Origin of the sequence: Streptomyces sp. NBC_01454 (assembly GCF_036227565.1) — a bacterium.
Lineage (GTDB): Bacteria > Actinomycetota > Actinomycetes > Streptomycetales > Streptomycetaceae > Streptomyces.
This window is the reverse complement of sequence record NZ_CP109460.1, coordinates 4,154,929-4,177,770: the sequence shown is the minus strand read 5'-3', so window position 1 is coordinate 4,177,770 and position 22,842 is coordinate 4,154,929. Positions and strand designations below refer to the sequence as shown.

The 22,842-nt window shown below is 72.1% G+C and carries 15 protein-coding genes; 9 read left to right on the top strand and 6 right to left on the bottom strand.

Annotated elements, in window-relative coordinates:
- Positions 1-205: 205 nt before the first annotated feature.
- Both OIU81_RS18440 and metG read left to right on the top strand, forming a co-directional pair.
- Complete coding sequence (locus OIU81_RS18440; RefSeq protein WP_443074152.1) at positions 206-1,684, top strand: DHA2 family efflux MFS transporter permease subunit; 1,479 nt, start codon at positions 206-208, stop codon at positions 1,682-1,684.
- Positions 1,685-1,869: 185 nt separating this feature from the next.
- Positions 1,870-3,588: a methionine--tRNA ligase gene (gene metG / locus OIU81_RS18435; protein ID WP_329149255.1), complete on the top strand. Its 1,719-nt coding sequence runs from the start codon at positions 1,870-1,872 to the stop codon at positions 3,586-3,588.
- 93 nt (positions 3,589-3,681) lie between these two features.
- Here the strand turns inward: metG and OIU81_RS18430 are convergent, their stop codons facing one another.
- Together OIU81_RS18430 and aspS are read right to left on the bottom strand one after the other, a co-directional pair.
- Positions 3,682-5,421: a hypothetical protein gene (locus OIU81_RS18430; protein ID WP_329149253.1), complete on the bottom strand. Its 1,740-nt coding sequence runs from the start codon at positions 5,419-5,421 to the stop codon at positions 3,682-3,684.
- 198 nt (positions 5,422-5,619) lie between these two features.
- Positions 5,620-7,392, bottom strand: a complete 1,773-nt coding sequence (aspS, locus tag OIU81_RS18425; RefSeq protein WP_329149252.1) for an aspartate--tRNA ligase — start codon at positions 7,390-7,392, stop codon at positions 5,620-5,622.
- Positions 7,393-7,667: 275 nt separating this feature from the next.
- Between aspS and OIU81_RS18420 the strand changes: the two genes are divergently transcribed.
- Entirely contained in the window at positions 7,668-9,836 is a 2,169-nt protein-coding gene (locus OIU81_RS18420) for an ATP-binding SpoIIE family protein phosphatase (protein WP_329149250.1), read from the top strand.
- Here OIU81_RS18420 and OIU81_RS18415 read toward each other — a convergent pair.
- The 3 genes from OIU81_RS18415 to OIU81_RS18405 all read right to left on the bottom strand — a co-directional run bounded on the left by OIU81_RS18415 (position 9,776) and on the right by OIU81_RS18405 (position 12,718).
- Positions 9,776-10,912, bottom strand: a complete 1,137-nt coding sequence (locus OIU81_RS18415) for an AI-2E family transporter (RefSeq protein ID WP_329149248.1) — start codon at positions 10,910-10,912, stop codon at positions 9,776-9,778. The two genes, OIU81_RS18420 and OIU81_RS18415, sit on opposite strands and share 61 nt — an antisense overlap.
- A gap of 117 nt (positions 10,913-11,029) precedes the next feature.
- Entirely contained in the window at positions 11,030-11,983 is a 954-nt protein-coding gene (locus OIU81_RS18410; protein ID WP_329149246.1) for a pirin family protein, read from the bottom strand.
- Between the two features lie 261 nt (positions 11,984-12,244).
- Positions 12,245-12,718 carry an SseB family protein gene (locus OIU81_RS18405; protein WP_189096659.1) on the bottom strand — a complete coding sequence of 158 codons (474 nt, stop codon included), beginning with the start codon at positions 12,716-12,718 and terminating at the stop codon, positions 12,245-12,247.
- 167 nt (positions 12,719-12,885) lie between these two features.
- On the opposite strand from OIU81_RS18405, the gene OIU81_RS18400 reads away from it, so the two are divergent.
- From OIU81_RS18400 to OIU81_RS18380, 5 genes are all read left to right on the top strand, one after another.
- The gene (locus OIU81_RS18400) at positions 12,886-14,712 is read left to right on the top strand and encodes an acyl-CoA dehydrogenase (protein ID WP_329149242.1); all 1,827 of its coding nucleotides are present in this window, start codon (positions 12,886-12,888) and stop codon (positions 14,710-14,712) included.
- A gap of 325 nt (positions 14,713-15,037) precedes the next feature.
- The gene (locus OIU81_RS18395) at positions 15,038-16,333 is read left to right on the top strand and encodes a M18 family aminopeptidase (protein ID WP_329149240.1); all 1,296 of its coding nucleotides are present in this window, start codon (positions 15,038-15,040) and stop codon (positions 16,331-16,333) included.
- Position 16,334: 1 nt separating this feature from the next.
- Positions 16,335-18,362: an AfsR/SARP family transcriptional regulator gene (locus OIU81_RS18390; RefSeq protein ID WP_329149238.1), complete on the top strand. Its 2,028-nt coding sequence runs from the start codon at positions 16,335-16,337 to the stop codon at positions 18,360-18,362.
- Positions 18,363-18,508: 146 nt separating this feature from the next.
- Positions 18,509-19,312, top strand: coding sequence for a DUF4232 domain-containing protein (locus OIU81_RS18385; protein ID WP_329149236.1), 804 nt, complete (start codon positions 18,509-18,511; stop codon positions 19,310-19,312).
- Between the two features lie 293 nt (positions 19,313-19,605).
- The gene (locus OIU81_RS18380; RefSeq protein WP_329149234.1) at positions 19,606-20,274 is read left to right on the top strand and encodes a DUF4232 domain-containing protein; all 669 of its coding nucleotides are present in this window, start codon (positions 19,606-19,608) and stop codon (positions 20,272-20,274) included.
- A gap of 80 nt (positions 20,275-20,354) precedes the next feature.
- Here the strand turns inward: OIU81_RS18380 and OIU81_RS18375 are convergent, their stop codons facing one another.
- On the bottom strand, positions 20,355-22,163 hold the full coding sequence (locus OIU81_RS18375; RefSeq protein WP_329149232.1) for an NHL domain-containing thioredoxin family protein: 1,809 nt from the start codon (positions 22,161-22,163) through the stop codon (positions 20,355-20,357).
- A gap of 64 nt (positions 22,164-22,227) precedes the next feature.
- On the opposite strand from OIU81_RS18375, the gene OIU81_RS18370 reads away from it, so the two are divergent.
- Positions 22,228-22,758: an LURP-one-related/scramblase family protein gene (locus OIU81_RS18370; RefSeq protein ID WP_329149229.1), complete on the top strand. Its 531-nt coding sequence runs from the start codon at positions 22,228-22,230 to the stop codon at positions 22,756-22,758.
- The last annotated feature ends 84 nt before the right edge of the window (positions 22,759-22,842 follow it).

Sequence of the window (22,842 nt, the reverse complement as noted above, 5' to 3'; positions counted from 1 at the left end):
CCTACGCTGAATGGGTGACATGCCCCGTGTGATCCGGTTGCTCCGGTGTGGGCGGCGAGGTGGGCGGGGTGGCCCTACCAGCCGAGCGAGGCCGGTCGTGATGAGTGACGCGAGCCAAGAGGGAGCCGCCGCCGGTGCTCCCGGCGCCGGCACTCCCCGCTGGGCCGTGGCGGCGCCGCCCGATCCACGGCGCTGGTGGGGGCTGGTGGTGATCGCGATCGCGCAGCTCATGGTGGTGCTGGACGCGACGATCGTGAACATCGCGCTGCCGTCTGCCCAGCGGGACCTGGGGATATCGGACGCGAACCGGCAGTGGGTGATCACGGCGTACACGCTCGCCTTCGGCGGGCTGCTGCTGCTCGGCGGGCGGATCGCCGACCTCGTCGGGCGGAAGAAGACGTTCATGATCGGCCTGGTCGGGTTCGCGGTCGCGTCGGCCCTGGGCGGCGCGGCCACCGGCTCCGGGCTGCTGTTCGGGGCGCGGGCGCTGCAGGGCGCCTTCGGGGCGCTGCTGGCACCGTCCGCACTGTCGCTGCTGACCACGACGTTCACCATCGGCAAGGAACGCAGCAAGGCGTTCGGCATCTACGGGGCCATCGCGGGCGGCGGCGCGGCCATCGGCCTGATCGCCGGCGGCCTGCTGACCCAGTACCTGACCTGGCGCTGGTGTCTGTATGTGAACGTGCCGGTCGCGGTGATCGCCTTTACCGGCGCCGCCGTGTTCCTGCGCGACAAGCCCGAGCGGGACCGCGTCCACCTGGACGTTCCCGGCGTGCTGCTGGGCTGCAGCGGCCTGGTCGCGATCGTCTACGCGTGCAGCGAGGCGGAGCCGCGGGGCTGGGGTGACGGGCTGGTCGTCGGGCTGCTGGCCGGGGGTGTGGTGCTGCTGGCCGCCTTCGCCTGGTGGCAGACGCGGGCGCGCCATCCCCTGCTGCCCTTGCACATCGTGCGGAACCGGAACCGCGGCGGCGCCTTCCTGACCATGGCGCTGGCGGTCATCGCGCTGTTCGGGATGTTCCTGTTCATGACGTACTACCTGCAGACCGTGCTCGGGTACTCCCCGGTGAAGACCGGAATGGCGTTCCTGCCGATGGTGGGGGCGATCGTGGTCGGGTCGACGCAGATATCGGCGCGGCTGCTGCACCGCGTCCCGCCGCGGTTCCTGATGGTCCCGGGGGCGCTGCTCGCCGCCACGGGGCTCTTCACACTGCGGTATCTGACGGCCGCGCCCGCCTATGTCTCGCACGTCCTTCCGGCCATGCTGCTCGTCGGTCTCGGCATGGGCCTGATCTTCATGCCGGTGATGGCGACGGCCACGTCCGGGGTGGCACCGCACGACTCCGGGGTCACCTCCGCGACGGTCAACACCGCGCAGCAGGTGGGCGGTTCGATCGGGACGGCGCTGCTGAACACGATCGCGACCTCGGCGAGCGCGACCTTTATCGTGAGCCGGCTGGCGGACGCGGCCCGGCGGGCCGGCGGCGCCGGGGGGCTCACCCCGGCGGTGCGCGACGGGATCGTCAAGAGCGGGGTCGTCCACGGGTTCACCATCGCCATCGGGGTGGGGTCGGCCATCATGCTGCTGGCCGCCCTGGTCGCCGGGCTGATGGTCAACGGCCGGCCCGCGCAGCAGGGTCCGATGCCGTCGACGGACAGCGCGGAGTCGGCGGACGCCGCGGTCTGAGGGCGGCCCGGCGGGCGAAGGCCCCGGGGACCCTGCGGAGCCGCCGGACACCGGTTGCGGCGCGGCGGCCGGGCCTCGTCCACCCCTCGAAAAGCCCGAGCGGGCACCCCCACCCCGTCCAGTACGATATTGACGTTCCGTAAAGCAAATCCTCACTCACCGTAGCGACTTGGGAGCAGCCGGCAATGGCTCGACACCTCATCACCAGCGCCCTTCCGTACATCAACGGGATCAAGCACCTGGGCAACATGGTGGGGTCCATGCTCCCGGCGGATGTGTACTCCCGCTATCTGCGGCAGCGCGGGCACGAGGTGCTCTACATCTGCGCGACGGACGAGCACGGGACCCCCGCCGAGCTGGCGGCGAAGGACGCGGGGCAGTCGGTCGACGCCTTCTGTGCCGAGCAGCACGACAAGCAGAAGGCGATCTACGACGGCTTCGGCCTCGAATTCGACTACTTCGGCCGGAGCTCCTCGCGGGAGAACGTCGAGCTGACCCAGCACTTCGCGCGCAAGCTGCACGAGAACGGCTTCATCGAGGAGCGGGCGATCCGCCAGGTCTTCTCGGTCACCGACGACCGCTTCCTGCCGGACCGCTACATCGTCGGCACCTGCCCGCACTGCGGCTACGACAAGGCCCGCGGCGACCAGTGCGAGAACTGCACCCGGGTGCTCGACCCGACCGATCTGATCGATGCCCGCTCGGCGATCAGCGGCAGCGGCGATCTGGAGGTGCGGGAGACCAAGCACCTCTTCCTGCTCCAGTCGAAGCTGCAGCACGAGGTCGAGGGCTGGCTGGAGGGCAACGGCAGCAAGGAGTGGCCGACGCTGGCCTCGTCCATCGCGCACAAGTGGCTGACCGAGGGCCTCCAGGACCGGGCGATCACCCGCGACCTGGACTGGGGCGTTCCGGTGCCGGCCGATGTGTGGCCCGAGCTGGCCGCCGAGGGCAAGGTCTTCTACGTGTGGTTCGACGCGCCGATCGAGTACATCGGGGCGACGAAGGAGTGGGCGGACGCCGCTTCCGACGAGAGCCGCGACTGGAAGTCGTGGTGGTACGAGGCCGAGGACGTCCGGTACACGCAGTTCATGGCCAAGGACAACGTCCCGTTCCACTCCGTGATGTTCCCCGCGACGCAGCTGGGGACCCGCGAGCCGTGGCAGAGGGTCGACTTCCTCAAGGCCTTCAACTGGCTGAACTACTACGGCGGGAAGTTCTCCACCTCCCAGCGGCGCGGCATCTTCACCGACGCGGCACTGGAGCTGCTGCCGGCCGACTACTGGCGCTACTTCCTGATCGCCAACGCCCCGGAGTCGGACGACACCTCCTTCACCTGGGAGCTGTTCTCGTCGTCGGTCAACAAGGACCTGGCGGACACCCTCGGCAACTTCGTCAACCGTGTGCTCTCGTTCTCCCGGAAGCGCTTCGGGGACGAGGTGCCCGCGGGCGCCGAGGCCGGGGCCGCCGAGCAGAAGCTGGGCGCGGAGATCGCCGGGCTGCTGGCCGAGTACGAGGGCCACATGGACGCCCTCCAGTTCCGCAAGGCCGCCGCCTCGCTGCGCGCCCTGTGGAGCGCGGGCAACTCCTACCTGGAGGAGAAGGCCCCGTGGCTGGAGATCAAGACGGACAAGGACGCGGCGGCGCTGACGCTGCGGACGGCGATGAACCTGATCCATCTCTACGCGGTGGTCTCCGAGCCGTTCATTCCGGCCTCGGCCAAGGCGATGCGGGGCGCCTTCGCCCTGGAGAACGACACCGCGGTGTGGGTCTCCCCGGAGGAGGCCGAGGCGCTGGCCTCGGTGCCGGCCGGGACGCCCTTCACCGTGCCGCCGGTGCTCTTCGCGAAGATCACCGAGGAGGACCTGGAGTCCTACCGCGCCCGCTTCGGCGGCGCCGAGCAGTAGGCCTCCCCGCACCCGAGCGCACGCGCCCGTCCGGCCCCCGCGGCCGGGCGGGCGCCCGCTTGTGCGGCCCCGGACGCGCCGCGGCGCCCCGGCTCATGGCCGGGCCGGCGGCGACACATAGGCGCTCAGCCGCTCCAGCCCCGGCACCCGCCGCAGCGGGACCGGCCGCCAGCCCCGGGCGTAGGCGGGCGGCTTGCCGCCGGTGAGCAGCAGGACGGCGGCCGGGCGGTGCGCGCCCAGCCGGGCCAGCGCGGCGGGGCTGATGCCGGCGTCATGGCCGTACGGCTGACGGGACGCACAGCCCGCCCGGTACGCCACCCGGACCGCCTCCTCGCCGCTGACCACACACGGCGGCCGGACCCCCGCCTCGCGCAGCATCCCGGCGACCTGCGCGATACCGGTCTGCGCCCGCGCGGTGCTCTGCACCATCCTGTGCACGATCGTCAGCTGGACCACCTCATGGCTGAGCAGCACCAGGACCAGGGCGGCCACCGCCCAGCCGTGCCGGCGGCGCGGCAGCCGGGTCAGCCAGTACAGGAACCAGGCGGCCGGCATCAGCAGCAGGGCGTAGGCGGGCAGCAGAAAACGGGGAGCGGCGTAGTCCACGCTCAGGAGGTAGGGAGCGGCGAGGCAGACGCCGACCAGGGCCGCCATGACGAGCGGGGCCGGTCCGAACCGGTGCACGGCGCCGGCGGAGTCGCGCAGGCGCACCCCTGACCAGGCCGGGCGGCAGCGGTGCAGCACCTCGGCCGATCCGGCGCCGTCGGCCGGGGCGGTGGCCCGCCGCAGTCCCTCCGGCGGGACGGGGGCCAGCCCGAGCGGATGCCGGTCGTCGCGGCGCCCGGACGGCCACACCGGCCCGTACCCGTGCAGCGCGCCGCCGGACTCGCGGGCGCGCAGCGCCGCCCAGAGCGCCCCGATGACCACCAGGGGCAGCAGGAACCACCACACCGCCGCCACCGGGTGGTCCCACGCCAGATGGCAGGGGCGGCAGAGCGTCTTCCCCTGGAGGGCGCGGGCGTGGTCGTCGAACGACAGATGCCAGCCGAGGCCGCCCTGGATCCGCCCGGCCTGTCGCAGGCGGGCGAGGAGCCCGCCGTAGGACAGATACGCCTCCGCGACCCACTCGGCGCACCCCAGGGCCAGCCCCGCCGGCAGCCCCAACAGCACGGCGGGGCGCCGCCATGCCGGTACGCACAGCGCCGCCGCGAAGAGCGGCACGGCCAGCCACACGGCGTCGGTGGGGCGCATCAGTGCGGCACAGGCCACCGCGGCGGCCAGCCCCGCCGCCGCGCCCCGCCCGGCCCGGGGCGCCAGTTGGCGCGGCGGCTGCCGTACGGCCCGCAGGAAGCAGCCGGTGGCGGCGAGCGCGGCGTAGGCGACCCACAGGTTGGGCATCGCCTGCGGACCGTAGAAGAGCGTGACCCACAGGCCGGCGAAGAGCGCGCCGCCCAGGGCCGGGACGGGCGCGGGCAGCAGGCGCCGCCAGACACACAGACAGAGCAGCAGCCCGGCGCCGGAGAGCACCGCCAGATAGCAGTGCAGCACGGGCGCCGAGGTCGTCAGGGCGGCGGCCGGGGCGAGCAGGAAGGAGACGCCGCGGGCCCGCGGGGCGCTGAAGAACGCGGCCGGCCGGTGGGGATCGACCTGGCTGACGTACACCGCCTCGTCCCACCCCAGCCCGGGCGTGACCAGGGCCGAGTAGAGCAGACAGGCGGTGAAGACGGCGGCGACGGCGGCGAGCCACCACAGGTCACGGGCCGGGGCGGAGCGCGCCGGCCGGGCCCTCGGCCCCAGGGCGGACGTGGCGGAGAGGAGGCTGGCTTGCTGCATGGGCACCAGAGTGCGGGCGGCGCCCGGGCCCGGCCACACGGGTGGAGCGGTCGGGGCACCCGGCCCGCCGTCACAGGCCCGCGGCCCCGTCCCCGTGCCGACCGCCCGGCCGCGTCCCGGGCTCCGAAACGGGCAGGGGCGGCGTTTCACGTGAAACGCCGCCCCTGAGCCTGCCGGGGGTCCGCCCCCGGGCCGTGCCTACTTCACCTGCGGCTTGCGGATCGAGAGGTGCAGCTCCTTCAGGCGCGCTTCCTCGACCTCGCTCGGGGCGCCCATGAGCAGGTCCTGGGCGTTGCCGTTGAGCGGGAAGGCGATGGTCTCGCGGATGTTGGGCTCGTCGGCCAGCAGCATGACGATGCGGTCGACGCCGGGGGCGATGCCACCGTGCGGCGGGGCGCCGAACTTGAAGGCGCGGAGCATGCCGCCGAACTCGGCCTCGACGGTCTCCTTGTCGTAACCGGCGATCGCGAAGGCCTTGTACATGACCTCGGGCTCGTGGTTACGGATCGCGCCGGAGGACAGCTCGGTGCCGTTGCAGACGATGTCGTACTGCCAGGCCAGGATGTCCAGCGGGTCCTGCGTCTCCAGCGCCTTCAGGCCGCCCTGCGGCATGGAGAAGGGGTTGTGCGAGAACTCGATCTTGCCGGTGTCCTCGTCCTTCTCGAACATCGGGAAGTCGACGATCCAGCAGAAGCGGAACTCGCCCCCGACGAAGTGGCCGGCGCGCTTGGCGGCCTCGACCCGGACCGCACCCATGATCTTGGAGACCTCGTCGAACTCACCGGCGCCGAAGAAGACGGCGTGGCCGGGCTTGAGGTCCAGCGCGGACACCAGCGCCTTGATGTCGTCCTCGGTGAGGAACTTGGCGATCGGGCCGGTCAGCTCGATCTTCTCCGCGTCGCCGCCGACGCGGACCCAGGCCAGGCCCTTGGCGCCCTGCTGGACGGCGAAGTCGCCCATCTGGTCGAAGAACTTGCGCGGCTGGTCGCCGGTGTCCGGCACGGCCAGGGCGCGGACGTGCTTGCCGGCGAAGGCCTTGAAGCCGGAGCCCGCGAAGACGTCGGAGACGTCCACCAGCTCCAGCTCGGCGCGCAGATCCGGCTTGTCGGAGCCGTACTTGAGCATGGCCTCGCGGAACGGGATGCGCGCGAAGGGGGAGGTGACCGTGCGGCCGTTGCCGAACTCGGTGAACAGCTCGGTCATCAGCTTCTCGACGGGCCCGAAGACGTCCTCCTGCTCGACGAAGCTCATCTCGATGTCGAGCTGGTAGAACTCGCCCGGCGAGCGGTCCGCGCGGGCGTCCTCGTCGCGGAAGCAGGGCGCGATCTGGAAGTAGCGGTCGAAGCCGGCGATCATCAGCAGCTGCTTGAACTGCTGAGGGGCCTGCGGCAGCGCATAGAACTTGCCGGCGTGCAGGCGGGAGGGGACCAGGAAGTCGCGGGCGCCCTCGGGGGAGGTCGCGGAGAGGATCGGGGTCGCCATCTCGTTGAAGCCGAGGGCCACCATCTTGTGACGGATGGCGGAGATGACGGCGGTGCGCAGCATGATGTTGCGGTGCATCCGCTCGCGGCGCAGGTCGAGGAAGCGGTACTCGAGGCGGCGCTCCTCGTTGACGCCGTCGTCCGCGTTGATCGTGAAGGGGATCTGGTCGGCGGCGCCGAGCACCTCGACCTCGGAGACCTCGATCTCGACCTCACCGGTCGGCAGATCCGGGTTGACGTTGTCGGCGCCGCGCGCGCTGACCTTGCCGTCGATCCGGACGACGGTCTCCTTGGTCAGGGAACCGAGGGCCTCGTTGGCCGGGGTGCCGGGGCGGGCGACGAGCTGGACCAGGCCGTAGTGGTCGCGCAGATCGATGAAGAGGATGCCGCCCAGGTCACGTCGATTGTGCAGCCAGCCGCTGAGGCGGACGTCGGTGTCGACGTCCGCGGCTCGGAGCTCGCCGCAGTTGTGGGACCGGTACCGATGCATCGCTCATCCAAGTCGTCGCGAGGTCGAGGTGAGGAGTTGGGAGAGGGAGAGGAAAAGGGAGCACGGGCGCGGATGCCCGGTCGCTCTCCCCGTGGATCACCCGAAAGGCCACCCCAGGATTGACATAACCGCTCCAGGTTACCGTCCCGGTCCGCACGCCTTGGTTGACATATACGCATCAGCGCCGGCCCGCACCGGAGCGGGCGCCCCGACTGGGACGATGGTCACGTCCAGCGCGCTGGCCCGGCCCCGCCAAACGCCCATAAAGTGAGGCAATGCGCACCGAGGACCTCCTGGCCGCCATCGCGACCGGCCTGTGGCGCTGGGACAACGCGTCGGGGCGGGTGACCCTCGATGCCGAAGCTGCCCGGCTGCTCGGGCTGCCCGCCGCCCCCGCCGAGCTGACCGAAGCCGCGGTGCGTTCCCGGTTTCATCCCGTCGACTTCACCGAGATCAACGGGATCGTGCAGCTCGCCCTCGCCGAGGAGACGCTGGCCGAGGCACGGCTGCGCGTCGTCGACGAGCGCGGGCGGGTGCAGCGCATCGTGCGCACCCGCTCCCGCCCCCGGGTCGTCGACGGCGGCTTCGAACTCGTCGGCACCCTCCAGGAGGTGCCCGAGCCGCAGCCCGGGACCTCCGCCGCGCACACCCCGATCACCGGCGACTGGCGGCGCTCACGCGAGGCGTTCCTGCTGGACGCGGGCCGGGCGCTGGCCGAGGCACGGTCCACCGCCGAGGTGCTGCGGGTGGCGGCGGGACTGTCCATGCCCGGCTTCATGCCGGACGGGCTGGCGGTCTTCGGCATCGAGGGCGACCGGCTATCGGTCATCGGCCACCACGGTCCCCACGGCTCCCACGGCTCCCACGAGAACGAAGCACGGCTGTTCGCCGGCGCGGCGCTGGCGGACCACCATCCCGCCGCCGAGGTCGTCCGCACCGGCCGGGCCCTTTACCTGCCCACCCCCGACGAGTACCGCCGCCGTTACCCCACCGCCTGGCCCGTGGACGCGCCCTACCGGCGCACCTCCTGGGCGTTCGTGCCCCTGGTGAACGCGGGCCGGACCATCGGCGCCTGGATGGCGGCGTTCACCCAGCCCGTGGCCTTCACCCCCGATGAGCGCTCGGTGCTGACCACCGTCGCCCGGATGCTGGCACAGGCGCTGGCCAGGGCCGGGATGCAGGAGGAACAGCAGGAGCTGGCGCTGGGGCTGCAGCGCAGCATGATGCCGACGGTGCAGCCGGACATCCCCGGGATGACGGTCGCGGCACGCTATGTGCCGACCGGCGGCGGGCTGGAGGTCGGCGGCGACTGGTACGACATGATCCCGCTGCCGTCCGGCCGTCTCGCCCTGGTGATCGGGGACGTCCAGGGGCACGACGTGCGGGCCGCGGGCCTGATGGGACAACTGCGGATCGCCCTGCGCGCCTACGCCTCCGAGGGGCACCACCCCGACGCGGTGCTCTCCCGTGCCTCCCGGTTCCTGGCCGGGATCAATACGACCGAGCTCCATGGCCACGGCGAGGACCAGCGCTTCGCGACCTGCCTCTACATCGAGGTGGATCCGGCGACGGGCCTGCTGGACATCGCACGGGCCGGGCACCCCGACCCGGCGATCCTGCTGAGCGACGGCACGGTGCTGGTCCGGCCCACCGCGGGCGGGCTGCCGCTGGGCATCGTCCCGGACACCGACTACCCCACCACCCGGCTCGTCCTGGAGCCCGGCGAGACGATGCTGGTGTGCACCGACGGGCTGATCGAGACCGGCGGCCACGACCTGGACACCGGCTGGGCGCGGCTGCGCGACACCATCGAGGCGCATGAGGTCGGTGAGTTCGACGAGAGCCTGGAGCGGCTCGCCGACGCCCTGGTCCAGGCCGTGCACGGACCGCCCTCCCACCACACCACCGGACCGCTGGTGGACCGCCGTGAGGACGACATCGCCGTCCTCCTGCTGCGCCGCGACGGCGCCGGCTGCGGGATCGGCACCGGCGGACCGGCGGCCCGGCCCGTACGGCGCACCGTGCTCACCGTCGCCCAGGCCGAGCCGGAGCGGCTAGCCGAGGCGCGCCGGCAGGTCCGTGAGCTGCTGCACGACTGGGCCGACCCGGACCAGGTGGACTCGGCGGTGCTGATGGTCTCCGAGATGGTCACCAACGTGCTGCTGCACACCGACGGGGACGCCCTGCTGGTCGCCGAGGTCACCGGCGAGCGCGGGGCCCGGCGCATCCGGATCGATGTCGCCGACAGCAGCGACGAGTTGCCGCACCGCCGCTGCCCCGGCGAGCTGGCCTCGTCGGGGCGCGGTCTGGTGCTGCTGGAGCTGCTCGCCGGCGCATGGGGCGTGGACCCGCGCGGGGACGGCAAGTCGACGTGGTGCGAGCTCTACGAGGACGCCGGCGAGGCGGCGGGCCCGCCGTCGTCGGTGTCCGGGCCCGCGGTGTAGTGCAGCCGTAGCTCGTGGAGCACGCCGGAGAAGGCGGCGACCAGCGGCACGGACAGCAGCATGCCGAGGATTCCGGCGACACTGGCACCCGCGGTGATCGCCAGCAGCACGGTCGCCGGATGCATCTGGACGGTACGGCTCTGGATCATCGGCTGCAGCACATGCCCCTCCAGGACCTGCACGGCCACCACGACGCCCAGCGCCCACAGCGCGATCACGAAACCGCGGTCGGCCAGCGCCACCAGGACCGCCACGGCGCCCGAGATGAAGGCACCGAGGTAGGGGATGTAGGCGCCGACGAAGACCAGGGCGCCCAGGCCGACGGCGCCCGGCACCCGGAGGACCAGCAGTCCGATGGTGATGCAGAGGGCATCGATCAGTGCGATGAAGGTGGTGCCGCGCATGAAGCCCTCGATGCCCTGGAACCCTCGGCGTGCCATCCGCTCCAGCTGCGGCCCGGAGCTGCCCGGCGCCCAGTCGTTCAGCGCGCGGACGGCCTTGTCGGAGTCGCGCAGGAAGAAGAAGGTCAGCAGCAGAGCCAGGATCGACGCCGCGATGAACTGTCCGACGACGCTGACGCCGGCCAGCAGCCCGGAGGCCGCGCTGCCGCCGAACTTGGTGATCAGCTGCTTGGACCGGGAGGCGAGGTCGTCGAGCGAGGTACCGGCCGTGCCGAAGTGCTCCGTGAGGCTCTTGGCGGCGCTCCGGAGCGAGGCGATGATCTGGTCGCCGGTCTCGACCAGCGCGCTGACCACGATGTATCCGGCGCCGCCGACCACCACCACGAGGACGGCGCAGGTCAGTCCGGCCGCCAGGGAACGGTTGAGCCGCATCGACACCAGCCGCCGGTAGAGCGGCCCGAGCAGCCCGCTGCCCAGCAGTGCCAGCAGGACCGGGGTGACCGCCGCGCTCAGTTCGACGCACAGCCACACCCCCAGGGCCACCACGGTCGCGATCAGCAGCACCACCAGGCACCAGGCCGCGGCGCGGCGGGCCTCGACAGGGAGCAGCGGCTCCGGGGACCGCGGCCGTCCACGCTCGGCGCCGGGCCGGTTTTCGTCCGAGTCGTTTCGCACCCGGACAGTGCACCACGGCCGAAGGCCCGGGTACGGGCCCCGAAACGGGCCGGGCGGCGTTTCACGTGAAACGCCGCCCCTGGTCCTTGCGGTGTCCGCCGTGCCGCCGACTCGGCGTCAGTGCTCGCCGGCGGGGATGGTGCCGAGCCGGCCGGCCTGGAAGTCCTCGAAGGCCTGGGCGAGTTCGGCGTGGGTGTTCATCACGAACGGGCCGTAATGCATCATCGGCTCGCGGATCGGCAGCCCGCCCAGCAGCACCACCTCGAAGTTCGGGCTGCGCGACTCCTGGGACTCGTCCGCCCGGATCGTGACCGAGTCCCCGTCACCGAACACGACCGCCTGCCCCATACGGAACGGGCGCCCCTCCGCACCGGCCGCGCCGCGTCCGGCCAGGGCGTAGGCGAGGGCGTTGAAGTCCTTGCGCCACGGCAGGGTCAGCTCGGCTCCCGGGTTCACCGTCACATGCATCATCGTGATCGGTGTGTGGGTGATGCCCGGGCCCTGGTGGCCGTCGAGCTCACCGGCGATCAGCCGCAGCAGCGCGCCGCCGTCGGCGGAGGTCAGCAGCTTGACGTTGCCCCCGCCGATGTCCTGGTAGCGCGGGGCCATCATCTTGTCGCTCTTCGGGAGGTTCACCCACAGCTGGAGGCCGTGGAAGAGACCGCCGGACAGAACGAGCGACTCCGGCGGCGCCTCGATGTGCAGCAGGCCCGAACCGGCCGTCATCCACTGGGTGTCACCGTCGTTGATGACGCCGCCGCCCCCGTGCGAGTCACGGTGCACGAAGGTGCCGTCGATCAGGTACGTCACGGTTTCGAAGCCGCGGTGCGGGTGCCAGGGCGTGCCCTTGGGCTCTCCCGGCGCGTACTCCACCTCGCCCATCTGATCCATCATGATGAACGGGTCGAGGTGCTTGTAGTCGATGCCGGCGAATGCCCGGCGCACCGGAAAGCCCTCGCCCTCGAATCCACTCGGAGCGGTGGCAACGGCCAGCGCGGGACGGGTGTGCGCCGCAACGGGCGCCGCCACACGCGGCAGGGTCAGCGGGTTCTCTACGGTCACAGCGGGCATCAGGGCCTCCTCGGTCGCATCCAACTTAGTTGAATGGTGAACAACCCGCAAGGGGCACGGCATTCCCGTCCGCATATCCGCAGGTCAAGCAGGCGATCGGAAGCACGTCGACACGAGGACCGGCACCCGCACCGGCACACGGCCGACGGGCCGGCACCCGCACCGGCGCACAACCGAGGGGCCGGCCCCCTCCCGGGACCGGCCCCTCGCACAGCAAAGACGGCCGGGACCCCTCAGGCCCGGCCGCCGCACAGGCAGGCGCTAGCCGTACATCCGCCGCATCGCGAAGTCGACCATCTGCTCCACGGCCTTCGCGTCGAAGACCATCCGGTGGTCGCCCTCCATGTCGAGGACGAAGCCGTAGCCGGTCGGCAGCAGATCGAGGACCTCGGCGCCGGTGATCACGAAGTACTTGGACTCCTTGCCCGCGTACCGCCGCAGCTCCTTGAGCGAGGTGAACATCGGGATCACCGGCTGCTGGGTGTTGTGCAGCGCCAGGAAGCCGGGATTGTCACCGCGGGGGCAGTAGATCTTGGATGTGGAGAAGATGCCCTGGAAGTCCTCCGCCGACATCGAGCCGGTGGTGAAGGCGCGCACCGCGTCGGCCAGGGAAGGCGGGGACGGCTCGGGGTACAGCGGCTGCTCGCCGTAGCCCCCGGGGGCCGGTTGCTGCGGCGGGGGCGGCGCACCGTACTGCTGCTGCCCGGCACCCGCGTTCTGGTCGTAGCCGTACATGCGGCCCAGCGTACTGAGTCGGCGGGCGGTGGGGGACTCTCGTCACAGATGCGCGGTAGGGGTTGATTCTTATTACCGGTGGGTAGCATCATTTAGCTACTAGCTGGTATTGCGTCTGAGGTCCCTCCCTAGGGGCCCTCTCCCGAACCCTTAACGGAGCCGTACCCATGGGCCACTACAAGTCGAATCTCCGCGACATCGAGTTCAACCTCTTCGAGGTCCTCGGCCGCGACAGCGTGTACGGCACCGGACCGTTCGCGGAGATGGATGTCGACACCGCCAAGAGCGTGCTGTCCGAGATCGCCCGGCTGTCCGAGAACGAGCTGGCCGAGTCGTTCGCCGACACCGACCGCAACCCGCCGGTCTTCGACCCGGACACCAACACCGCGCCGGTTCCGGACAGCTTCAAGAAGAGCTACCAGGCCTTCATGGACGCCGAGTGGTGGCGGCTGGGCATCCCGGAGGAGCTCGGCGGCACCACCGCGCCGCGCTCCCTCCTCTGGGGCTTCGCCGAGACGATCCTGGGCGCCAACCCGGCCGTGTGGATGTACGCGTCCGGCCCCGCCTTCGCCGGCGTCCTCCACGAGGAGGGCACCGAGGAGCAGCACCGCATAGCCCAGCTGATGGTGGACAAGCAGTGGGGCTCCACCATGGTGCTCACCGAGCCGGACGCCGGTTCGGACGTCGGCGCCGGCCGCACCAAGGCCGTGCAGCAGGCGGACGGCTCCTGGCACATCGAGGGCGTCAAGCGCTTCATCACCTCCGGTGAGCACGACATGTCCGAGAACATCGTGCACTTCGTCCTCGCCCGCCCCGAGGGTGCCGGTCCGGGCACCAAGGGCCTGTCGCTGTTCATCGTGCCGAAGTACGACTTCGACTGGGAGAGCGGCGAGCTGGGCGAGCGCAACGGCGCCTACGCCACCAACGTCGAGCACAAGATGGGCCTGAAGGCCTCCAACACCTGCGAGATGACCTTCGGCGCCAACCACCCGGCCAAGGGCTGGCTGCTGGGCGAGAAGCACGACGGCATCCGCCAGATGTTCAAGATCATCGAGTTCGCCCGGATGATGGTCGGCACGAAGGCCATCGCCACCCTCTCCACCGGCTACCTCAACGCGCTGGAGTACGCCAAGGAGCGTGTGCAGGGCCCGGACCTGGCGGCCTTCACCGACAAGACCGCGCCGCGCGTCTCCATCACCCACCACCCCGACGTGCGCCGCTCGCTGATGACGCAGAAGGCGTACGCCGAGGGCATGCGCGCCCTGGTGCTCTACACCGCCACGGTCCAGGACGAGATCCTCGTCAAGGAGGCCGCGGGCGAGGACGCGAGCGCCGCGATCCGCCTCAACGACCTGCTCCTGCCGATCGTCAAGGGCTACGGCTCGGAGAAGTCCTACGAGCAGCTGGCGCAGTCGCTGCAGACCTTCGGCGGCTCCGGGTACCTGCAGGAGTACCCGATCGAGCAGTACATCCGGGACGCCAAGATCGACACCCTCTACGAGGGCACCACCGCGATCCAGGGCCAGGACTTCTTCTTCCGGAAGATCGTCCGCGACCAGGGCCAGGCGCTCACCGCCCTCTCCGACGAGATCAAGAAGTTCCTCGCCGACAACATCGGCGGCGAGGAGCTGGAGCAGGCCCGCGGCGAGCTGGCCAAGGCGGCCGCCGACCTGGAGGCGATCGTCGGCGCCATGCTGACCGACCTCGCGGCGACCGAGAAGGACGTCAAGTCCATCTACAAGGTCGGGCTGAACACCACCCGCGTGCTCATGGCCTCCGGCGATGTCGTCATCGGCTACCTGCTGCTCAAGGGCGCGGCCGTGGCCGCCGGGAAGCTGGACGGCGCCTCGGCGAAGGACAAGCCCTTCTACACCGGCAAGATCGCCGCCGCGAAGTTCTTCGCGCACAACGTCCTGCCGGGCGTCGGCGTCCAGCGCGGTCTGGCCGAGAGCGTCGACCAGTCGCTGATGGAGCTCGACGAGGCCGCGTTCTGAGCACGCCGTCCGCAGCCCGCTGCGGCGTTCTCACCGGTCTCCCGGACTGACCGCACAGACTGACGTGGCCCGTCTCTCTTCCCCCGGAGAGGCGGGCTTCGTCATCTGCGGCCGCCGGCCCGCCCGCGGCCCGGCGCCGTCCGGCCGGTGAGCCACCCGTCCGCCCGACGAGCGGGACGGACACCCCGACGAACGGGACGGAAACACAGAATTGCCCCTTCCCTTACGGATACCGCTCCGGCGCGCGGAAATCGTGGCCGGAAGGGAACGGAGTCACGAGGCATGCGCACGAGGAATGCCGGGTCCGGCTCCTTATGCTGAATCCATGACCAACTCCGCCCGCTTCGATCGCGGCCACACCGACGACCTCATGTCCTTCCTCGCCGCCAGTCCGTCCCCCTACCACGCGGTGGCGAATGCGGCGGAGCGGCTGGAGAAGGCCGGTTTCCACCAGGTCGCCGAGGTCGACGAGTGGGACGGCACGAGCGGCGGGAAGTATGTGCTGCGCGGCGGAGCGATCATCGCCTGGTACGTGCCCGAGGGCGCAAGCGCGTCGACTCCGTACCGAATTGTCGGGGCTCACACCGACTCTCCCAATTTGCGGGTCAAGCCGATTCCGGACACCGGTTCCCGCGGCTGGCGGCAGATCGCCGTCGAGATCTACGGCGGCACCCTGCTCAACACCTGGCTCGACCGCGATCTGGGGCTCAGCGGGCGGGTGACGCTGGCGGACGGCAGCCACCGGCTCGTCCAGGTCGACCGGGCGCTGCTGCGGGTTCCACAGCTGGCCGTGCACCTCGACCGCTCGGTGAATTCCGACGGCCTCAAGCTCGACAAGCAGCGCCACATGACGCCGATCTGGGGCCTGGGCGCGGTGGCCGAGGGCGATCTGATCTCCTTCGTCGCCGAGGAGACCGGCGTCCCGGCCGACGACATCAAGGGGTGGGACCTGATGGTGCACAGCATCGAGGCGCCCGCCTATCTGGGCCGCGACCAGGAGCTGCTGGCCGGTCCACGGATGGACAACCTGCTGTCCGTGCACGCCGGTACGGCCGCGCTGGCCGCCGCCGCGGCCGGCGGCGGCGAGCTGCCCGGCATTCCGGTGCTGGCCGCCTTCGACCACGAGGAGAACGGCAGCCAGTCCGACACCGGCGCCGACGGCCCGCTGCTCGGCACGGTGCTGGAGCGCTCGGTCTTCGCCCGCGGCGGCTCGTACGAGGACCGTGCCCGGGCCTTCGCCGGGACCCTCTGTCTGTCCTCCGACACCGGGCACGCCGTCCACCCCAACTACAGCGAGCGGCACGAGCCAGGGCACCACCCGATGCCCAACGGCGGGCCGATCCTCAAGGTCAACGTCAATCAGCGCTATGCGACGGACGGCAGCGGACGGGCCGTCTTCGCGGCGGCCTGCGAGCGGGCCGGGGTGCCGTGGCAGAGCTTCGTGTCCAACAACTCGATGCCGTGCGGGACCACCATCGGGCCGATCACCGCGGCCCGGCACGGCATCGCAACGGTCGACATCGGAGTGGCGATCCTTTCCATGCATTCGGCGCGTGAGCTGTGCGGTGCTGAGGACCCGTACCTGCTGGCGAACGCCCTGACGGCCTTCCTGGAGGGCTGAGTTGGACTTCTCCCTGCTCGGCCCGATCGCCGTGACGACCGGCTCCGCGGAGCTGTCGCTCGGGCCCGCCAAACGGCGCAGTGTGCTCGCGCTGCTGTTGCTGCAGCCCAACACCACCGTTCCCCTGGAGCAGTTGATCGACTCCTTGTGGGAGGACGAGCCGCCGGAGCATGCCCGTACGGTCGTCCAGGGGCACGTCTCACGGCTGCGCGCCACGCTCGCCGAGGGCGGTGCGGAGGCCTACGGCGTCGAGCTGACCACGCACGGCTCCGCCTATCTGCTGCGGCTGCCGGAGGAGCTGATCGACTCCCACCGGTTCGGTGAGCTGGTGACCCTGGCCCGGCCCGAGGCCGCGCCGGCCGATGCCGTACCCCTGCTGCGCGAGGCGCTGGGACTGTGGCGGGGCCCCGCACTGACCGGCACGGTCACCAGCCCGCCGTTCGCGGCCGCCGCGCACGCGCTGGAGGAGCGCCGGCTGACGGCCGTGGAGGCGCTCGGGCGGGCGTACGGCGCGCTCGGCGAGCACGAGCAGGCGGCCGCGATCCTCTACTCCGCCGCCGTCAACCACCCGTTGCGGGAAGGCCTGATCGCCGGGCTGATGCGGGCGCTGTTCCGTACGGGGCGGCAGTCCGATGCGCTGGAGTGGTTCCATCGCACCCGGCGGCTGCTCAGCGAGGAACTGGGCGTCGACCCCGGCGAGCGGCTGCGCGGCGCCTACGAGGAGATCCTGCGGGCGGAGGCGGCCGGCCAGGTGCGCAAGGCCGCGGCCAAGCCCTCGGGCGGGGCGGGCGCTTCCGGTGGCGAGTCCGCCGGAGGGCCTCGTTCCGCGACGGGCGGCGGGGCGCGTCCCGCCGCGGAGGAGCCGCGGCCGGCGGCCCCCGGGGACACCGGCACGCAGGCGCACGCCGGTGCGCGGGCGGGTGCCACGAACGGGCCGGGCCCGCGGGCCGGTGCCGCACCCCGGCTGCTGCCCCGTCCACCGGCCCGCTTCCTGGGCCGGGATGACCAACTCACCGCGCTGACCGAGGCGTTGACCGACCGCACGACCGGTGAGAGCCCGCTCGCGGTGGTGGCGGGGCCGGCCGGTGTCGGCAAGACGGCCTGCGCAGTGCAGTGGGCGCATCTGCACGCCGGGGCCTTCCCCGACGGCCAGCTCTTCGCCGATCTGCGCGGCTTCGGCGAGGGCGACGAGGCGCCGCCCGCCGAGATCCTGCGCGACTTCCTGCTGGCGCTGGGCACCCCGCCGGAGCGGGTGCCCGGCTCCGCCCAGGCCGCCTCGGCGCTGTTCCGCTCGCTGGTCGCCGAGCGCCGGCTGCTGGTCGTCCTCGACAACGCGCGCAGTTCGGCGCAGGTACGGCCGCTGCTGCCCGGTGGCCCGCACTGCGCCACGGTCGTCACCAGCCGCAGCCGCCTCGACGGTCTGGTCGCCACCGACTGCGCCCGGCCGGTCGGCCTCCAGGCGCTCGGCCACGAGGAGGGCGCGGCGCTGCTCGGCGCGATGCTCGGCCCGGACCGGGTCGCCGAGGACCCGGCCGCCGCGCGCGAACTGGTCGACCTGTGCGACGGACTGCCGCTGGCGCTGCGGGCCGCGGCCGCCCAGCTGACCGCCCGGCCGCGCTGGCGGCTGGCCCGGCTGGCCGCGGCGCTGCACGACGAACGGCGGCGGCTGGCGCTGCTGTCGGCGGAGGACACCGGGGTCGCGGCGGCGCTGCGGATGTCCGTGGCCCGGCTGTCGGCGGATGACGCCCGGCTGCTCAGCGCGCTCGCGACGACCTCGGACGGACACCTCAACGCCTCGGCGGCGGCGGCGCTCGCCGGGTACGACCAGGAGCGCACCCAGGACGGCCTGGACCGGCTCGCGGAGATGCATCTGGTGGACGAAGAGGCCACCGACGTCTACACCATCAGCACCCTGACGCAGTTGTTCGCACGGGACACCCATGGGGAGAGCGGCGGGAGCGGCGGGCGCGGCGAGAGAGGGGAAGCGGACGGGAGCGGTACGGGTGACGGGAGCGGCGGGCGCGGCTGAGCCGTGCCCGGGCCCGTCCCCGCGGGGACGTTAGGCGCACGTTAGTGGCACGCCAGCGGCCGACGGCACTCTGGTGACCAGGCCGCGGGGGAGACCCCGGCCGGACCGCAGAGATGGTGCGGGCCACCGAACCGGGGGAGACCGACATGGACAGCCACACCCGATCCGAGACCGTCCCCGGGACTGCTACCGGTGGCCCTGCCCGGGCACGGACCGTCCGCCGCCGTACGCTGCGGATCGCCGCGGCCGGGCTGACCGGCGTCGCCGCGCTCACCCTCACCGCCTGCGGCGGCCAGGACAACCCGCTCCAGACCAGCGCCGCCAAGCCGTTCCACCCGCGGCCCCAGGAGGCCGTCCCGGTGGCCCGGGAGGGCGGTGCCGCCACGCCGGGCGGCCTGCAGACCAACAGCGGACGGGAAGAGCGGACGGCATCAGGGCACGTCGGCAACGGAGCGGAAGCGGGCGTGGCCGGCCGCACGCTCGGCACCCGCGGTGCGGGCCGCGGCGGCAACGCCACCGTCGGGCACACCGCCTGCGACGCCGCGAAGGTCCGCATCGCGGCCACCGTGCTGACCCGGCCGGTCAACCATCTGCTGCTGACGGCCACCAACACCTCCGGCGCCCCCTGCGACCTCCACTTCTCCCCCGACCTCCGTTTCGACGACGCACCGTCGCCGCTCCCCGCGCTGCCGGCCAGCAAGCCGCAGGCCGTGGTCACCCTCGCCCCCGGCGCGTCCGGTTATGCGGGCGTGCTGACCTCGTCCGCCGACGGTTCCGGCCGCCACGGCCGCATGATGACCTCACTGTCCGTCAGCCTCCCCGGCCGAGACGGCAAGGGCAGCATCGGCGGCCCGACGGCCGTGGAGCTCCCCGGCGGCGCGGCATACGTCGACGACAGCGCCTGGGTGACGTACTGGCGCGCGGACCTGAGCGAGGCGACGGCCTGGTGAGCCACCGTTGAGGAGCCACCTCCGGTGAGCCACCCCTGACTCAGGGCGCCCGCAACCCCCAGCGGGCGCCCTGTGCCGCGTCCGGGGCCCTCCCGTCCCCTCCGCGCACTGATCTTCACCCTCTCTCCGGGGCCTCTTCACGCCCACGACGCCCCATCTGACCTGCTATGGCGCCAGATCGCCCGGGCGGGCGGCGCACCTGCCCTGGCGCATCCACCGGCTATGGATATCGTGGCCGTGCCATGACAGACGCGCCTCGCTGACACCGCAGCACTCCACGGGGGGACCCACCCATGACCGCACGCCGTTCCCGCCCTCGCTCCGCCGCGTATGCCGCGCTGGCACTCGGACTGGCCGGCTCGCTCGCGCTGACCGGCTGCAACAGTCACTCGTCGAAGCGGACGAAGAAGTCGAAGAAGTCGTCCTCGTCGTCCTGGTCGTCCTCCAAGAGCAAGAAGCGCAAGGTCATCGGCGGCGGCGCGGCAGGAGTGGGCGCGGGGACGGCGGCCTCGCGGCGGGTGCCCGACTGCTACCCGAGCACCTACAAGGTCACGTTCTCCCAGCAGAGCGGCCCCGCCGGCCACGTCACGGTGAAGTTCAAGAACACCACCGCCCGCGACTGCAAGCTGTACAATGCCCCGCTGCTGCGCTTCAACAACGCCAAGGCCGCGCTGCCGCTGCTGCAGGGCACGCCCGGTCACCTCGACGGCACCCGCCTCACCGTGCCGGCCCACGGCTACGCCTACGCGGTCCTCCCCACCAACACCGCGGCCGCCAAGGGCACCGGGCAGAAGTCGGTGACCATCGACTTCATGGGTGTCTCGGCGAGCTCCGTCACCCACGGCCCGGTCACCGTCAACTTCGCGGAGAAGCGGCTGCACGTCTCCGTCGGCAAGACCAAGGTCACCAACTGGACGTCGAGCGTCCACGGTGCCGAGCTGGCGGCGGGCGTCGGCAAGTAGCGGCCGGCGACGGGTAGCGATCGGCGGCACAGCGACCGGACGGCCGCCCGGCCCGGTGACCGGCCCGGGCGGCCCCGCGGCTACTCCGCGTCCAGCCCCGCGAGGACCAGCCCCAGCCGGGCCGCCCCGCCGTCGGAGATCTCCACCGGAACGCCCCAGTCCTGCTGGTGCACATGGCAGGCGGGGTACTCGATGTCCGGGGCGTCATCGCAGGACGCGGCCATCGCCGAGACATGCAGCACCCCCTCGGTCACGCCGTCCGCGAGCACCAGGTCGCGGGCGAGGTCGGTACCCGCGCCCGCGCCCTCGGCGAGCAGCTCCGGCGGGGTCGCGCTGACCAGCAGCCGCGTCGACGGGCCGTAGCGGGTGTCGAGCTTCTGGCCCGCGGGAGCCTGGAAGACCACCTCCAGCCGCAGCGCCCCCGGGGCGACCCGGGTGGCCGCGCGCCGGGTGTGGTGCGCCACCGCCTCGACCCGCACCGCCTCCTCGGGCAGCCGCAGCCGGGTCAGCCGGTGCCGGGCCGACTCCACGACCACGATGTCGTCGCCGGCCAGCACCGCGGCGGACGGCTCCCGCAGATCCGTCGCCAGCGTCGTCACCTCACCGCTCGCGGGATCGAAGCGGCGCAGCGCGTGGTTGTAGGTGTCCGCGACGGCCACCGAGCCGTCGGGCAGCGCGGTCACGCCCAGCGGATGCTGCAACAGCGCCTGGCCGGCGGGGCCGTCGCGGTGCCCGAAGTCGAAGAGGCCGGTGCCGGCGGCGGTGCGGACGACATAGCCGTCGCCCGTTTCGTCGGGCTCCACCCAGCGCACCGCGCTGGTCTCGGAGTCGGCGACCCACAGCCGCTCGCCGGACGCCGCGAGCCCGGACGGCTGGGCGAACCAGGCCTCGGCGGCCGGGCCGTCCACCAGGCCCTCGTTGGTCGTGCCGGCCGCGACCTCGACCGTGCCGGTGGCCGGGTCGTAGGTCCACAGCTGGTGCACCCCGGCCATCGCAATCCACAGCCGGTCCCGCCACCAGGCGAGGTCCCACGGCGAGGAGAGCGCCACCTCACGGGCCGGACCCGAGGTCGGCGAGCCCTGCCACCACTGCGTGCCGGTGCCGGCCACCGTCTCCAGCGTGCCGCTCTCGGGGTCGAAGACGCGCAGGGCGTGGTTGACCGTGTCCGCCACGGCCACCGTGCCGTCGGGCAGCAGCGCCAGGCCCTGCGGCTCGTTGAAGGAGTCCGGGGTCAGCCCGCGCTCACCGGAGCCGATCCGGCGCAGCACCTGCTCGCCGTCCGCCGCCAGCTCCACCAGCTGATGGCGGGTGGTGTCCGACACCAGGAAGCCGCCGTGCGGCAGCCGGACCGCCTTGCCGGGGAAGCGCAGATCGGTGGCGACCGGCTCCGGCGGTACGTAGGGGCCGTCGCCGCGGCGCAGCGTGCCCTTCGCCGTGTGCGCGGCCTCCAGCTCCTCGACCAGCTTCTCGATGGCGTGCGCATGTCCCTCGCCGGCGTGCTGGGCGACGACATAACCCTCGGGGTCGATCACCACGAGCGTCGGCCAGGCCCGGACCGCGTACTGCTTCCAGGTGGCGAGCTCGGGGTCGTCGAGGACCGGGTGCTCCACCTCATAGCGCTCGACGGCGTCCACGACCGCCTGGTGCTCGGCCTCGTGCACGAACTTCGGGGAGTGCACACCGATGATCACGACCGTGTCGCGGTGCCGCTCCTCCAGCGCGCGCAGCTCGTCCAGGACATGCAGACAGTTCACACAGCAAAAGGTCCAGAAATCCAGGACGACAATGCGTCCACGCAGGTCGGAGAGGGTCAGATCCTTGTTGCCGGTGTTCAGCCAGCCGCCCTTGCCGATCAGCTCGGGGGCGCGGACGCGTGCACGGGAAGCCATGGAGACATTCAACGTCACTCCGGTGCGTGCGCATTCCGCAGGTCCCGGGGGGAACACGTCACCCATGCTGCAATCTCCCGGGGAGCCGGCCCCGCCTTCGCGTAAGTACCTGGTCCGCGATCGCATCTTCGGCATCGGTGACGACTACTGGATCGAGGACGAGCACGGGCGGCACGCCTTCCTCGTCGACGGCAAGGCGCTGCGGCTGCGGGAGACCTTCGAGCTGAAGGACCCCGAGCGGCGGGTGCTGATCACCATCCGCAAGAAGATGCTCAGCCTGCGCGACACGATGACCATCGAGCGGGACGACCGGCCGCTGGCCACGATCAAGCGCAAGCGGCTCTCGCTGCTGCGCAACCACTATCGCGTCGAGCTGGTGGACGGCACCGAACTCGATGTCAGCGGCAAGATCCTCGACCGGGAGTTCGCGGTCGAGTACGAGGGGGAGCTGCTCGCCGACATCTCACGTCGCTGGCTGACCGTGCGGGACACCTATGCGGTCAGCGTCGTGCGGGAGGACGCGGATCCGGCGCTGCTCATCGCCATCGCGGTCTGTGTGATCCGGCTGGCGGAGCGGGAGCGCGGCGAGGACTGAGAAGCGGGCGTTCCGCCCCGCGGTGCACCCCTCTGCGGCCGGGGCACATCGGCCTACGATGGTCACCCGAAAGCACTGCCGGGG

Bases quoted from the DNA above. Each gene is read 5' to 3' on its own strand.
- OIU81_RS18430 (WP_329149253.1), bottom strand. From the start codon at position 5,421: ATGCAGCAAGCCAGCCTCCTCTCCGCCACGTCCGCCCTGGGGCCGAGG.
- OIU81_RS18400 (WP_329149242.1), top strand. From the start codon at position 12,886: ATGGGCCACTACAAGTCGAATCTCCGCGACATCGAGTTCAACCTCTTC.
- OIU81_RS18395 (WP_329149240.1), top strand. From the start codon at position 15,038: ATGACCAACTCCGCCCGCTTCGATCGCGGCCACACCGACGACCTCATG.
- OIU81_RS18420 (WP_329149250.1), top strand. From the start codon at position 7,668: ATGCGCACCGAGGACCTCCTGGCCGCCATCGCGACCGGCCTGTGGCGC.
- OIU81_RS18405 (WP_189096659.1), bottom strand. From the start codon at position 12,718: ATGTACGGCTACGACCAGAACGCGGGTGCCGGGCAGCAGCAGTACGGT.
- OIU81_RS18370 (WP_329149229.1), top strand. From the start codon at position 22,228: ATGCTGCAATCTCCCGGGGAGCCGGCCCCGCCTTCGCGTAAGTACCTG.
- aspS (WP_329149252.1), bottom strand. From the start codon at position 7,392: ATGCATCGGTACCGGTCCCACAACTGCGGCGAGCTCCGAGCCGCGGAC.
- OIU81_RS18380 (WP_329149234.1), top strand. From the start codon at position 19,606: ATGACCGCACGCCGTTCCCGCCCTCGCTCCGCCGCGTATGCCGCGCTG.
- OIU81_RS18375 (WP_329149232.1), bottom strand. From the start codon at position 22,163: ATGGCTTCCCGTGCACGCGTCCGCGCCCCCGAGCTGATCGGCAAGGGC.
- OIU81_RS18385 (WP_329149236.1), top strand. From the start codon at position 18,509: ATGGACAGCCACACCCGATCCGAGACCGTCCCCGGGACTGCTACCGGT.
- metG (WP_329149255.1), top strand. From the start codon at position 1,870: ATGGCTCGACACCTCATCACCAGCGCCCTTCCGTACATCAACGGGATC.
- OIU81_RS18410 (WP_329149246.1), bottom strand. From the start codon at position 11,983: ATGCCCGCTGTGACCGTAGAGAACCCGCTGACCCTGCCGCGTGTGGCG.